A 14,730-nucleotide genomic window follows, 5' to 3' on the forward strand; every position below is an offset into this window, starting at 1 on the left:
TTTTACACAACTAAATAATAAATCTATGTCCTACCAACCTATATTCGCCCAATTTTGGGAAAAAGTAAAAGAAAGTATTGAAAATAAAACCTATGCTAAATTAACTTTAGCTAAAACCATTGGTGACACTGATTTGAAAAACATTTATGTTCGTCCCGTTTTATTAGAGAACGACGTTTTTGCACTATCATTGACTGCCAAATATAAAACGGAAGAAATAGAATCGACTCATACTTTGGACGAGGCTTTTATGGTCTTGGCACCATTTATAAACAATCCGTTTTTGACTGCCTTACTATTTACTACCGAAAATGATGTTACTTTTAAACTCAATAAAAAAAGAGTCGGTAGTATTGTCGAGCAAGCACCTACATTTAAAAACGCTTCAAATGTGATTCTTGAAATGAAGGAAAAAGGGATTGAGATTTAAGATTGTTGATTAACGATTTCTGATTTACGAAATAGTAAGCATACTCCTCAAAGTTTCCAAATACTGATTGTCAGTTTACTTTGTCATTCCGGAGGTAAAATCTGTAATTACTTTGTCATTCCGTAGGAATCCCTACAATAGTATCATTTTTCTTTAGTAGCAAGTGATGAGACGCTTCCAGCGTGACAAACTACACTGGGAAAGTTGCATAAAACTAGATGTTCGGATCAAATTACTCCTTTACTTTGTCATTCCGGAGGAATCCCTACAATAATATGATTTTGATTTAATAACAACTGATGAGACGCTTCCAGCGTGACAAACTAAACTGGTAAAGTTGCATAAAACTAGATGTTCGGATCAAATTACTCCTTTACTTTGTCATTCCGAAGGAATCCCTACAATAATATGATTTTACTTTGGTAGCATGGATGAGACGCTTCCAGCGTGACAAACTAAACTGGTAAAGTTGAATTGAACTAGACGTTCGGATCAAATTACTCCTTTACTTTGTCATTCCGAAGGAATCCCTGCAATAACATGTTTTTGTTTTAGAACAAGTGATGAGACGCTTCCAGCGTGACAAACGAAACTTGAAAAATAGGTAAGCAAATTATCCAACTACTTTGTCATTCCGGAGGAATCCCTGCAATAACATGATTGTTTTGGAACAAGTGATGAGACGCTTCCAGCGTGACAAACTAAACTGGGAAAACTGGGTGATAAAATCAGTAGTTACTTTGTCATTCCGGAGGAATCCCTACAATAACATGATTTTGAGATTACATTAAAAACTACTCAAAATGAGAATTCAAGAATTTCATTTCTGGATTAAATTCTTTAATTAGATTTAATTTCAATTCTCTCCGCATGTCTTTGATCTCCTTTTCTCTAGCAATGGCAAGCTGAATCCATCCGAAATGTTCATAATAAATCAAAAACTCGACATTGTAACGAGCAGTAAAACTACTAGCATTAATGTGGTTCTTATGCTCATTTAGCCTGCGTTTTAAATTATTGGTAACACTAGTATATAAAACAGTTCTGTTTTTATTTGTTGTCATATAAACATAAAAGTTGTAGATTCCTTCTGTGTATTCAATCATTTTTTTAAGATAAAACTAGTAAATATTTTGAGAAAGGCAAGTGGTTTATCTTAATTTGTCATTCCATAGGAATCCCTACAATAGTCTGATTATTTCTTAGTAACACGCGATGAGACGCTTCCAGCGTGACAAATTGGAGTGGAAAAGGTGGGTAATAAAACTATCTATATAATTTGTCATTCCGTAGGAATCCCTACAATAATATGATTTTGTTTTAGAACAAGTGATGAGACGCTTCCAGCGTGACAAACTAAACTGGTAAAGTTGCATAAAACTAGATGTTCGGATCAAATTACTCCTTTACTTTGTCATTCCGGAGGAATCCCTACAATAATATGATTTTACTTTGGTAGCATAGATGAGACGCTTCCAGCGTGACAAACTAAACTGGTAAAGTTGCATAAAACTAGATGTTCGGATCAAATTACTCCTTTACTTTGTCATTCCGGAGGAATCCCTACAATAATATGATTTTACTTTGGTAGCATAGATGAGACGCTTCCAGCGTGACAAACTAAACTGGTAAAGTTGCATAAAACTAGATGTTCGGATCAAATTACTCCTTTACTTTGTCATTCCGGAGGAATCCCTACAATAATATGATTTTACTTTGGTATCACGGATGAGACGCTTCCAGCGTGACAAACTAAACTGGGAAAGTTGAAGTGAATTAGACGTTTGAGACCATTTAATCCTTCCCTCTCTAGACAAATTATTCCTTTACTTTGTCATTCCGGAGGAATCCCTACAATAATATGATTTTACTTTGGTAGCATAGATGAGACGCTTCCAGCGTGACAAACTAAACTGGGAAAGTTGAAGTGAACTAGACGTTTGAGACCATTTAATCCTTCCCTCTCTAGACAAATTATTCCTTTACTTTGTCATTCCGAAGGAATCACTGTTATAATAAGATTTTGATTTAATAACAACTGATGAGACGCTTCCAGCGTGACAAACTAAACCGGGAAACTAAACTAGGAAAACTGGAATAAGAAAACCAAGTCGTAAAACTACCAACTAACTTTGTCATTCCGTAGGAATCCCTATAATAACATGATTTTATTTTAGAACAAACGATGAGACGCTTCCAGTGTGACAAACTAAACTGGGAAAGTTGCATAAAACTAGATGTTGGGATCAAATTACTCCTTTACTTTGTCATTCCGGAGGAATCCCTATAATAACATGATTTTATTTTAGAACAAACGATGAGACGCTTCCAGCGTGACAAACTAAACTGGTAAAGTTGAATTGAACTAGACGTTTGAGACCATTTAATCCTTCCCTCTCTAGACAAATTATTCCTTCACTTTGTCATTCCGGAGGAATCCCTACAACAACATGATTGTTTTAGAACAAGTGGTGAGACGCTTCCAGCGTGACAAACTGCATCACTGAACACTAAAAACTGAGCACTAGAACACTAAACACTACTTCTCCCCTTCCCACTCTGCATAAAACTGAGATAAAAATCCTTCCATATAACAGTGACGTTCTTTTGCGATTTCTTTACCGGTATCAGTATTCATTTTATCTTTCAATAAAAATAACTTCTCATAGAAATGATTAATTGTTGGGGAAGTATTCTTTTTATATTCTTCTTTACTCATCTTTAAATTTGGAGCAATTTTAGGGTCGTAAATCACTCTATTTTTAAATCCGCCATAATTAAACATTCTAGCAATTCCAATAGCTCCTATAGCGTCTAAACGGTCCGCATCCTGAACCACATTCAATTCTATCGAAGTAAATTTCTTCTCGAAGTTCCCGCCTTTGTATGAGATGTTTTCAATGATATTTACCACATGTTCAATTATTTCTTCATCAACATTTTCGGATTCTAAAAATTCTCGAGCTACTCTTGGACCAACGGTTTCGTCACCATTGTGAAACTTACTATCAGCAATATCGTGTAGCAAAGCGCCAAGCTGAACTACAACAGTATCACATACTTCATTTTTAGAAATCAAAATTGCATTTCTATAAACTCTTTCTATGTGAAACCAGTCGTGACCGCCTTCAGCATTTTCTAGTTTTGCTTTTACAAAAGAAATTGTCTTACTTATTAAATCCGCTTGAATCATTTAAATTATTGAATTTAAAAAAAAAGTTGAATTTCAAAGTTATTACTTCAAAATTCAACATTTTGTTATTACTTAAAAATTTGAAATCTATCTTACTAAAGCTGGTTCCACCCATTTGAAAATATGAGACTCTTGTGGAATCACCAACCTTTCAGAAATTCTAGCCATTCTCGCTGGTAATTTCATCAAGTAATCACGTGCTTTTTCAGCTTCATCAGTTAGTCCACCAATCTTATCGATCTCCCACTTTTCTATTAACTTCTGCATGATATCTACATAATCGGCAGCGGTGTAAACTCCTATTCGTTGTGCTGAATCTGAAAACTGTTCAAATGCACTGCTGATTTTTTCGCCAGATTCTCTCAAGAAATGTGCTGGCATAACGATTTTAGCTTTCATCATATATTGAAAAGCAAGCATCATTTCGCTTGGATCGATTTGAAAAATACGGTTTACAAATTCGCTATATGCATGATGATGACGCATTTCATCGCCAGCAATCATCTTACACATTTTCGACAATTTATTATCGCCATACTTTTTAGCCATTTGCGCAACTCTATTGTGAGAAACATAAGTTGCTAATTCTTGAAAGCTAGTATAAACAAAGTTTTTATACGGATCTCTTCCAGTTCCAATATCAAAACCGTCGCTAATAAGATGTTGTGTAGTCATTTCGACTTCACGCATATTGACACGTCCGGATAAGTACAAATACTTGTTAAGCAAATCGCCATGACGATTTTCCTCACTAGTCCATTGTCTGATCCATTTTGACCAGCCGTTTCTTTCAACGTTATCAATTCCTTCTACATCCATTAACCAAGATTCATATGTAGGTAAAGCTTCTTCAGTGATTGTATCACCAACTAAAGTTACCCAGAAATCATAAGGCAATTCTTTTGCAATTTCACGTAATTCTATTACTTCATCAAAAAAAGTATCACTTTGAGAATTCGGTAAAAAATCTGTAGGTTGCCATATTTTTTCTACTGGAATTAGATACTGATCTACAAAGCTATCTACGTTTTTTTCCAAAAACTGCATTACTTCTAATCGTATGTTTTTTATTGACATTATATATAATTTAAATTTTAATTCCTTGAACTATTGCTGTTTCAGTTTTTAACATTAAATCAGCAAAATCATAATCTTTAACCGCAAACGGCTCGTGAACTACAAAGGTAAGGCGATTTCCCAAACCTAACGGGAAAAAACCGTATTTAACTATTTTCCAAGAATTGTTTATGCTTATTGGAACAACATACGCCGAAGGTGCGTTTTTACACAATATTTTGAGCCCCGTTTGAGAAAATTCTTTTGGAACACCCGTTTTACTTCTGGTGCCTTCAGGGAAAATAACAGCGGATCGGTTGTGTTTTTCAATGTATTCTGCTAATCCCTTTATAGCTGGAATAGCTTGTTTAGGATCTTTGCGATCAATAAGTATAGAACCGCCATGCCTTAAATTATAAGAAACGCTTGGAATACCGCTTCCTAATTCTTTCTTGCTAACAAATTTACAATGCAAACGACGAAAAAACCAGATCATGGCAATAATATCGTACATACTTTGATGATTGGAAACAATAATTAGTGGTACGTTTTTGGGAATTGCTTTTACATTTTCAAACTTATAGCTGGTTCCTAAAAGATTCGTGCATCTTACAAGAAAAAAATTTAAGTAATCTACACTTTTTTTATGTGCTTGGTAACCAAAAACATTGAAACAAACCCACTGAATCGGATGAAAAATAATCAATGCGAGACTAAAACACAGGTAATAAATAACGGAAATGGGATACGAAATCAGTTTTTGCATGCTTTATAATTTGGCACAAAAGTAATAAATATATTTTTAGTTATAATTAATTCTAAAACGATATCGAGGCTCAACGTTAAATTGTAAATTTGCATCATACAAATTATGACTTTCTTCCTTCACAATGAATTTTAAATACCCAAAAAACGAAAAGCTAAAAAGCAAAATCACAATAGGATTATTGTTTACTGAAGGAAAATCAGTTTCAAAATATCCGTTGCGATTGGTCTATAAATCAGGAAATTTTGGCGAAGGCGAAACAATAAAAATGGGTGTTTCAGTTTCAAAAAAGAACTTTAAAAAAGCTGTGGATCGGAATTATTTCAAGCGGGTATTGCGCGAAACCTATCGCTTAAACAAACATTTATTGATTGATAATTTAGATCAACCTTATTCCTTTATGTTTTTTTACCAAACAAAAGATCGCTTGAGTTATCAAGAAATCAACACTAAAACGATTCAATTGTTTGAGAAGTTTATTCAGCAAAACTGCAAAAAGAACAATAACGCAATTGACTCACCAGCTGAAAATTTGTAAATTTAAATCATATTAATAACTGGCGAATTATTTACTTTAACATTCGTTTTAATTATTTGTTTATTTTAACTAATTTTAAAATTCTAAATTCTTAGTAAATTAAACGATGAAATTTGTTCCCCAAAAAAAATTCCTTATACCTATAGTCGCTTCGGCTTTATTATTTGTTGCCAGCAGTTTCAAAGACGATTTTTTTGAGGTGGCTAAACAAATAGAAATCTTTACGACGCTTTTTAAAGAATTAAATAAAAACTATGTTGACGAAACTAATCCTGGCGATTTGATGGATCAAGCGATCAAAGGAATGCTTGCTAGTTTAGATCCATATACCGTGTATTTTAATGAGCAAGATGTTTTGCGTTTCAAAATAAATAATACTGGTGAATATACTGGAATTGGTGCTGTATTGACCAGGAGAAAAGATTTTTTAATCGTTAAAGAAGTTTATAAAAATTTTCCAGCTGATAAAGCGGGTTTGAAACCGGGCGATGAAATTATCCAAGTTGGTGATATTGAACTTTCAGAATACAAAGACGAAGCCAATCAACTTTTTAAAGGAGCTAAAAACACTAAAATTGCCATTAAGTATTTACGCCAAGCCAAAGCAAACACAACCCAAATAGTTCTTGACGAAATCGAAATTAAATCAGTTCCTTTTTTTGCTAAAATTGATGAAAAAACTGGATACATAGTCTTAGCTCGTTTCAATAAAAAAGCTTCACAAGAAACTAAAGATGCATTAGAGCAATTAAAAAAAGAAGGCGCTGAACGTATCATTATTGATGTTAGAGATAATCCAGGGGGACTACTAAATGAAGCCGTAAATATTTGTAATCTTTTTGTTCCAAAAAACGAAACAATTGTTACCACCAAATCTAAAATCGAGAAACACAACAGCACCTATAAAACACAAAAAGATCCTGTTGACACTCAAATACCACTAGTTATTCTTGTAAATGATCGAAGCGCATCGGCATCAGAGATTGTTGCTGGAGCTCTGCAGGATTTGGATCGTGCGGTGATTGTAGGAAGTCGCAGTTTTGGGAAAGGACTCGTGCAGCGCCCTGTTGATTTAACGTATGGAACACAACTTAAAGTTACTATTTCGCGTTATTACACGCCATCTGGACGTTGTATTCAGTCATTAAATTATTCGAAAAAAGATCCAAACGGTAAAGCTATTAAAACCGATGAGAAAAATTATAATGCTTTTAAAACTAGAAAAGGAAGAACCGTTTATGATGGCGGCGGAATCCAACCTGATGTCGAAATGGACGAAGCTAAATCCAGTCCAATAACAAATGCGCTGATACGCAACGACGGTATTTTTAACTATGTTACTTCGTATTACTATAAAAATCCAAATTTAGGTAATAAAATTCCTGTCATTTCTGATAGCGATTACTCAGATTTTAAACAATATTTAAAAGTTCAAAAATTCTCATTTGACACAGAAACAGAATTGGCTTTGAAAAACACTTTGGCTGTAGCCAAAAAAGAAAAATTAGATGAATCTATTCAACTGGAATACCAGCAACTATTAACAGCTCTTCAAAAAAGCGAGAACACATTGCTAGATAAGAACCAAAAGGAGATTAAAAACTTGCTAATAGATGAAATTATCATAAGGTACCAATATCAGGAAGGTTTGTATCAATATTACATTCAAAATAATGCTGAAATAAAAAAGGCAACTATGCTTTTAAGTAATATTCAAACTTATAATACAATATTAAAAATGTGATCAAGGAAATGTGATGAAAAGAACAATAAGTATCCTAGCACTATTATTCTTAAGCTATTTACAAGCTCAAGAAAAGCCAGTGGAAACAGTTTACTTTGCGTTTGATAAATATTACCTCAACAAAGATCAAATACAAAATATTGTTGCTTTTATTAAAAATATTGACACTTCTACCGTCGAATCTGTTCAAATATATGGTTATTGTGATGATCGAGGCGAGAATGATTACAACTACAAACTCTCGCAAAAAAGAGTGCTCACTGTTCATAATATCCTCACTAAAAGGGGATATAGTAGAAGCAGAATTACCATATTTGAAGGCAAAGGCCGTATTCTTTTAAAGAAAGATGATTTAGAAAACGTCAACGAAACACGCTCTAAGAATCGGCGTGTTGACTTATTTATCGTAAAGAAAAATAGTTTTGGAAACAACATTTACAACTCGTTCCAAGATGATCACCAAGTGGGCGACCGAATCTATTTACATAACATCTTGTTTGAACTAGGCAGCAGTAAACTAACTTTACAATCGCAGCGGGAACTCGATAAAATTGTAATCAAATTACAAAAACAAAAAACATTGGAATTTGAAATTAGAGGTCATGTTTGTTGCACTTCAAATCTATATTCAGATGCAATAGATAAAGAAACGAACAAGCACAACTTATCGCTCAATCGTGCTAAAACTGTCTATAATTATTTACATAATGAAGGAATCAATAGGCTCAGAATGAAGTATTCAGGCAGAGGAAACAAATATCCGTTAGGTCAAGGTGATAAACTAGATCGGAGAGTTGAGTTTTATATTTCTAAAAATTAATTATTCTCTTTTCATCTCAATATGCGGAATATCATCTTCTAGATACATTTCGCTGATTTGTACAAAACCATGGCTTTCATAGAATTTCTTCAGGTATAATTGAGCGCCAATTGTGATTTTGCTTTCGCCAAAATTATGCTCAATTCCAGCAATGGCCTCGCGCATTAATTGATGACCCCACTTTTTATCTCTGTGCTTAGGATCTACTGTAACGCGACCAATTGAAGCATTGTCAAAACTAATTCCGGCTTGAAATAATCTGGCGTGTGCTACAATTTCTCCTTCAGTTTTGCCTAAAAGGTGCAAAGCTATTTTATCCTTTCCATCAAGATCAAGATACACACAGTTTTGTTCTACCACAAAAATTTCACTTCGTAGACGTAGCATATCATAAAGTTCATGAACAGAAAGTGCGTCAAATGATTTAATTTCCCAGAGTAATTGCATTAGCTATTTTTTTTGAATGCAAATTAAAGCAATTATAGACTACTTCTTTGCGATTACAGCTGATTTTATAATAGCTTCCAATTCATGCATTAAATCACGCTTATCTTTTGATGGAGCATAACAAAATCCCTCTAAAACTAAAATTCTATTATACTCAGGATCTACTATTGCAAAATTGATAAATGGCCCCGACATGAAATCATTATTTAATTGCCAGGTTCCTTTTGTTTCATAAGTTTCTTTACCGTCCTGACTGCTTTTAGTTAGATAAGGAGCGTAAGCTTCCTCAGTTAGCATATTAGTATTGAAATCTTTTCCACTTATGTATAAATCGCCTATTGAATCACGCATTTTTATAATACAGCTAATCAAATCCCCTTTTCTATTAATCGTTTTTAACGGTACTTGATAAAGTAACAAACTAGTGTTACCGCCTATAATTTCCTTTTTAAGCCATATAAAATTGCTTTTTTGCAACACATAAATATATCCTGTAGGAATGGCAATATTGATGCGAAATTTATTAGCAATGATTTGTGTGTCAAGTAGAGATTCTTTGCTGATTTTTTGCGTTTCGCCTATTTCGCCTTCCTTGATGATCTGGATCATTTTTACATAATTCTTTTCTATACATGCAATAATATCGCTGGGATTTTTACCTGAAATATGAAATACATTTTGAGGAGAAGCGTACTGATCTTTGTGGATTTGGAACTTATTTATTGTAGCTTTTTTGACCACGATAATGGCTCGTGTATCGGTCATAAATCCCTCTAAAAGTTTCGTGGGATACTGGTTAATGTTAAATAGCGGTTCTTCTTGTGGAAGTCCAATTACTGGCGATGCAAATTTATTTCGAATACTGTCACCTACATCAGCGTTCCAAAGCTGATCATCTATAATTACTGAAATTGTGTTTATTTTACCCCGTGACTGACGGATGATAGAATCATTTTCATTTTTACAAGACAAAAACATTAATGAAACAAAAAACAGTAAGAAATTGGTTTTATTCATTGCTATTCATTTATGAAATAAAACCCTGCTGTATAGAACTATTCTACACTATCCGTTTATTTTTAGTTTCATTCCAGGTTGAATTTCTTCACTGCGAATATCGTTCCATTTTTTCAAGTCGGAAATAGTTACACCAGGATATTTTTTGGCGATACTAAATAAAGAGTCCCCTTTTTTTACATAATAGTCGACAACATTCTTCGATGTTCTCGCAATTGAAGATTTAGTTTTAAAGGGATTGATTTTTGCCTTATCAGTAATTAACGCTACTTCATTTTGACTGACAATTAACGATTTGCCAATTGAAAGCATATTACCTTGCATTTTATTCCAAATTTTTAACTCATTTATTTCCACACCAAATTTAGTAGCAATACTTCCTAAATTGTCGCCCTTCTCTACTACATATTCAATGTATTTGTGCTCAGAACCTGACGCTAAAACCTCCTTAGAAATCAATTCTTTTTTTGCAACTTGCAATGTAGTTCCTACCTGAATATTATTGTCGGCAAGATCATTCCATTGTTTTAAATCACTTACTGTAACATTATATTTATTTGCAATATTCCCTAAATTATCTCCTTTTGCAACAATATAAGTAGGTTCAGAATTTGTAGCACGTGTATTAGTTTCTGTCGTTGCTACTTCTTCTTTTGAAGATTGTACAGTACTACTTTGATTTTTTGCATTATTTTCAGCAATTATATTTTGATCTTTTGGTTGAGTGTTATTTGAGGAATTTTGACTTTCGTTTAAAACAATCTTAATACTTTTGCCATAAGCGATAGAACTTCCTTTTAGATTATTCCATTTTTTTAATTGCGCGATAGAAACATCATATTTATTTGCAATTGCCGATAGATTATCACCTCGTCTCACCTTATAATAGGTCGTTTTTGAAGATTTGTTACTATCTGATGAAGAGTTAGCAGAGTCTCTGCTTGCCACGGCTTTAGCAGTTGTAAAAGGTCTTTCTCGTTTCTCTAACTCATTTTGACCATAAGCGTAGATTTGATTTTCATTTGAAGCAAAAACAGCTGCTTTATCTTGTGGCAATCTTAAATAATGAGGTTCGTCTTTGTAAAACGGAATTACATTGAGTTTATAAGCGGGATTTAACAATTGCAATTGCGCAACAGGAACGTCAAGTAAATCGCCTATTTGTTTAAACGACATTTGCTGTTTGATCATAATAGTATCAGTTGCAAAATGTTTCACGCTTGCCCTTTCTGGCACAATACCGTGTTCTTTGTGGTATTCATAAATATACATTGTGGCTAAAAAAGCGGGAACATAACCTTGGGTTTCTTTGGGCAAATTTTTACGAATATTCCAATAATTTTTCTGTCCTCCTGAACGGCGAATGGCTTTAGCAACATTTCCCGGACCAGAATTGTAAGAAGCCAAAACCAAGTCCCAATCGCCAAACATTTTATACATATTAGTCATGTATTGCGTAGCGGCTTGACTTGATTTAAGCGGATCGCTACGTTCATCAATGTAGGAGTCGATACTTAGACCATATTGTTTTCCTGTGTGATACATAAATTGCCACAATCCAGTTGCTCCCATTTTAGATACTGCTCTTGGATTCAGCGCCGACTCGACTACTGCTAAATATTTAATCTCCAAAGGAACGTTTTGCTTTGCCAAAGCTTCTTCAAAAAGTGGAAAATAATACTCTGATACGCCCATTAAGCGTTCAAAAGATTTTTTTCTATTTTTCAAAAACGATTTGATTATATTTTCAAGTCCTTGATTGTATTCAATGTTGAACGGAGATTTAGCATCCATCACTGCTAATCGTTCTTTTAAAAGGGCAGTTGGCAATTCAAAATCGACTGAGGTATCGATATTAAAATTTTCAATATCAGCTGTTATTGTATTGTATAAGTCGAAGGTAATTAATTCCTTCATCCACAAACTATCGACTCGCGAAGCTAATTCATTTTTAACAAAGGTTTTTTTTATCGAATCTAAGTAGGACAATTTTATTTCTACATTATCAATACCTTTAGTCTCAACAAAACTTTGCTGAGCCGTTAACGAAACGGATAATAGTAGAAAAAGCGATAAGGTGGTATTTTTAATATTCATAATTTTTTTGATTAAGGGGCCTTTTTTCAAATGATTACAAAACTTATTTTTTACAAACATAACAGCTAAATACTTAAATGCTTCTTTATAAAGTGTTAAAAATGACATATCTAGCTAAATTATAGCGAATTTTCTAACAATTATTTAAAAAATATAAACTAAAAAGATAGTTCAGCAATTGAAAAGCTAAAAAAAAACCTTAGTAATTACTTGATTCTAAGGTCTTTATTTGATTAAAAAATGTATAAATTAATGTTCTACTATTTGTAGAGATGAAGATAAAATTACTTTTATGGCATTAAATTATTCTAAAATAGCTGCAATTCCTGGCAATACTTTTCCTTCAAGCATTTCTAGCATTGCACCGCCACCCGTTGAAACGTAACTCACTTTATCTTCTAAACCAAATTGCTTCACAGCAGCTACTGAATCTCCTCCACCCACTAATGAAAAAGCACCATTTGCAGTTGCTTCAGCAATAAAATTTCCTAATTCTACAGTACCATTTGCAAAATTGGGCATTTCAAATACGCCTAGCGGTCCATTCCAAAGTATAGTTTTAGATTCCATTACGACTTTTTTGAAGTGTTCCAATGATTTTGGTCCAGCATCTAATCCTTGCCATCCATCAGGAATTTCTTTAACATTAACAATTTTAGTTTCGGCATCATTTGAAAAAGCATTCGCAGCCACAACATCAACTGGAATATGAATTTCAACGCCTTTTTCTTTCGCTAATTTTAATATTTCAAGTGCTAGCTCTTGTTTGTCATCTTCGCAGATAGAATCGCCTATTTTACCTCCTAACGCTTTTACAAAAGTAAAAGTCATTCCACCACCTATAATCATGTGGTCTACTTTATCGAGAATGTTTTCGATAACCGTAATTTTTGAAGAAACTTTAGATCCGCCCAGAATTGCTGTTACTGGTTTTTCACTATTTTTTAAAACTTTGTTTAGGCTTTCAATTTCTTTGGCTAGTAACAGTCCAAAACATTTTTTTTCATCAAAAAACTGCGCTATGATTGTCGTTGAAGCATGTGCTCTGTGCGCTGTACCAAAGGCGTCATTAACATATATATCTCCCAGAGATGCTAGCTCTTTTGCGAAAGCAACATCGCCAGCTTCTTCCTCTTTATGAAAACGTAAATTCTCTAATAACAATACTTCGCCTGCTTTTATATTTGCAGCAGCATCAGTTGCTTCCTTACCAATACAATCTGAAGCAAATTGAACCGGAACACCAAGAATTTCTGATGCAGTTTTTAGGATGTGTTTTAACGAATATTGCTCCTCTACTCCTTTTGGTCTGCCTAAATGCGACATCAAAATTACGCTACCACCTTGCTTTAAAATAGCATCAATAGTAGGTTTAGCAGCTTCAATACGGGTAGCATCAGTGACACTGAAATTTTCATCCAACGGCACATTAAAGTCAACTCGTATTAGTGCTTTCTTATTTTTAAAATCAAAATCATTTAAAGTTTTCATTGCTGTATTTTTTAGTTTATTGTTTTTCAAAGTCTAACAAATATAGAACTTTTAACGGCGTCAACTATTTGAAAAAATAAAATTGTAGAACTAAACACCAACGAAAACGTTATAATCTATTAAAAACAGTGGTTGTTTTAAAAAAAGGCACTAATCATGAACAGGACTTTGAGTACAAGGACAATTACTAATTCCTGCAAGGAAATCTAATCCGAGAGTAACCACGTGTGTTCCAGTATTAAAGGCTGACAATTGATTCAGTGTAGCTTGATACGAATATCCAAAATAGAAATTAGACTTTTTGAAGCCAACCATTGGACCTACATTTAAAGGCTTCCCTATTTGGTCGTTTAAAAAACGATAGGAAACTCCCGCCCAGATATAATCATCGTCACGATTGAATTTTCGAAACTTAACATTTACATCAGTACTAGAACGTCTGTCACTTGCAAATAACTGATAGTACACAGATGGTTCAATCTCTGTTCTATTATAGGTTTTACTTCTAAAAACATATCCAGAATACACTTGGTAATTCCGCAACAGACTTGGTTCTATACCTGTAAATTGGTCAATGTCTTTATTTAAAATATTACTAGCATTAAAACTCAAAAAGTAACCTTTATTTCTATACAGTAATCCCACGTCAAAGTTATTATTAGCGGTAAATCTATTGTTGTTTATAGCCGGATCAAAATTGATAGGATCTAGTGCGCTCGCATCTATCCTGAAACTATTAAAATTATATGATAAACCAAAAGACAAATATTGCTTAGAGTAATAGTCCAAGATAATGTGGTGCGCAAATGAGACTTTTGCACCCGCTTGATTTGTATTACCGTTTTTATCATTGTACAGTGAAATACCCACCCCTGATTGATCAGCAATTCTAAAATCGGCATAAATCGATTGATTATCGGGGGCACCTTTTATTCCTACCCATTGCGTCAAACCGTTGGCTCTAATTCTTAGGTTGTCCCCAATTCCAGCAAATGTAGACGAAATAACGAATGGATTATCTGCTAAATACTGGGTGAAAACCGGCAAATTTAGCTCCTGACTGTGGCTCGAAGCAACAGTCAAGAGAAAAATAGAAACTATAATTTTTTTCATTTTACTAATTTTATTTTG

General features: G+C 33.6%; 13 protein-coding genes. 4 read left to right on the forward strand and 9 right to left on the reverse strand.

Translation table 11 applies throughout. The features are described 5' to 3' along the window. Positions 1 to 25: 25 nt before the first annotated feature. Positions 26 to 430, forward strand: coding sequence for a hypothetical protein (locus tag BUB42_RS08845; protein ID WP_073019313.1), 405 nt, complete (start codon positions 26 to 28; stop codon positions 428 to 430). A gap of 794 nt (positions 431 to 1,224) precedes the next feature. Here the strand turns inward: BUB42_RS08845 and BUB42_RS08850 are convergent. The 4 genes from BUB42_RS08850 to BUB42_RS08865 all read right to left on the reverse strand — a co-directional run bounded on the left by BUB42_RS08850 (position 1,225) and on the right by BUB42_RS08865 (position 5,445). Continuing rightward, complete coding sequence (locus BUB42_RS08850; protein WP_073019315.1) at positions 1,225 to 1,536, reverse strand: GIY-YIG nuclease family protein; 312 nt, start codon at positions 1,534 to 1,536, stop codon at positions 1,225 to 1,227. Between the two features lie 1,433 nt (positions 1,537 to 2,969). Next, positions 2,970 to 3,623 (reverse strand): HD domain-containing protein, encoded by a 654-nt coding sequence (locus BUB42_RS08855; protein WP_073019316.1) that lies wholly within the window; start codon positions 3,621 to 3,623, stop codon positions 2,970 to 2,972. Between the two features lie 87 nt (positions 3,624 to 3,710). After that, positions 3,711 to 4,700, reverse strand: coding sequence for an acyl-ACP desaturase (locus BUB42_RS08860; RefSeq protein ID WP_073019318.1), 990 nt, complete (start codon positions 4,698 to 4,700; stop codon positions 3,711 to 3,713). Positions 4,701 to 4,710: 10 nt separating this feature from the next. Further along, positions 4,711 to 5,445, reverse strand: coding sequence for a lysophospholipid acyltransferase family protein (locus BUB42_RS08865; RefSeq protein WP_073019320.1), 735 nt, complete (start codon positions 5,443 to 5,445; stop codon positions 4,711 to 4,713). A gap of 124 nt (positions 5,446 to 5,569) precedes the next feature. On the opposite strand from BUB42_RS08865, the gene rnpA reads away from it, so the two are divergent. The 3 genes from rnpA to BUB42_RS08880 all read left to right on the forward strand — a co-directional run bounded on the left by rnpA (position 5,570) and on the right by BUB42_RS08880 (position 8,547). Further along, a complete protein-coding gene (gene rnpA / locus BUB42_RS08870) occupies positions 5,570 to 5,983 on the forward strand; it encodes a ribonuclease P protein component (protein WP_073019321.1) in 414 nt (137 codons plus the stop codon). A gap of 106 nt (positions 5,984 to 6,089) precedes the next feature. Further along, entirely contained in the window at positions 6,090 to 7,727 is a 1,638-nt protein-coding gene (locus BUB42_RS08875) for a S41 family peptidase (RefSeq protein WP_073019323.1), read from the forward strand. Between the two features lie 13 nt (positions 7,728 to 7,740). Continuing rightward, on the forward strand, positions 7,741 to 8,547 hold the full coding sequence (locus BUB42_RS08880) for an OmpA family protein (RefSeq protein ID WP_073019325.1): 807 nt from the start codon (positions 7,741 to 7,743) through the stop codon (positions 8,545 to 8,547). On the opposite strand, the gene BUB42_RS08885 is transcribed toward BUB42_RS08880, so the two are convergent. The 5 genes from BUB42_RS08885 to BUB42_RS08905 all read right to left on the reverse strand — a co-directional run bounded on the left by BUB42_RS08885 (position 8,548) and on the right by BUB42_RS08905 (position 14,712). Continuing rightward, positions 8,548 to 8,994 (reverse strand): GNAT family N-acetyltransferase, encoded by a 447-nt coding sequence (locus BUB42_RS08885; protein ID WP_073019327.1) that lies wholly within the window; start codon positions 8,992 to 8,994, stop codon positions 8,548 to 8,550. It abuts the gene before it with no gap. A 39-nt stretch (positions 8,995 to 9,033) separates the two neighbouring features. Continuing rightward, a complete protein-coding gene (locus BUB42_RS08890) occupies positions 9,034 to 10,011 on the reverse strand; it encodes a DUF4837 family protein (RefSeq protein ID WP_073019329.1) in 978 nt (325 codons plus the stop codon). A gap of 48 nt (positions 10,012 to 10,059) precedes the next feature. Next, on the reverse strand, positions 10,060 to 12,108 hold the full coding sequence (locus BUB42_RS08895) for a LysM peptidoglycan-binding domain-containing protein (RefSeq protein WP_073019528.1): 2,049 nt from the start codon (positions 12,106 to 12,108) through the stop codon (positions 10,060 to 10,062). 303 nt (positions 12,109 to 12,411) lie between these two features. Continuing rightward, positions 12,412 to 13,599 (reverse strand): phosphoglycerate kinase, encoded by a 1,188-nt coding sequence (locus BUB42_RS08900; protein WP_073019331.1) that lies wholly within the window; start codon positions 13,597 to 13,599, stop codon positions 12,412 to 12,414. Between the two features lie 150 nt (positions 13,600 to 13,749). Next, positions 13,750 to 14,712, reverse strand: a complete 963-nt coding sequence (locus BUB42_RS08905; RefSeq protein ID WP_073019530.1) for a PorP/SprF family type IX secretion system membrane protein — start codon at positions 14,710 to 14,712, stop codon at positions 13,750 to 13,752. Between the last annotated feature and the right edge of the window lie 18 nt (positions 14,713 to 14,730).

It is taken from the genome of Flavobacterium micromati, assembly GCF_900129585.1.
GTDB classification, from domain to species: Bacteria; Bacteroidota; Bacteroidia; order Flavobacteriales; family Flavobacteriaceae; genus Flavobacterium; species Flavobacterium micromati.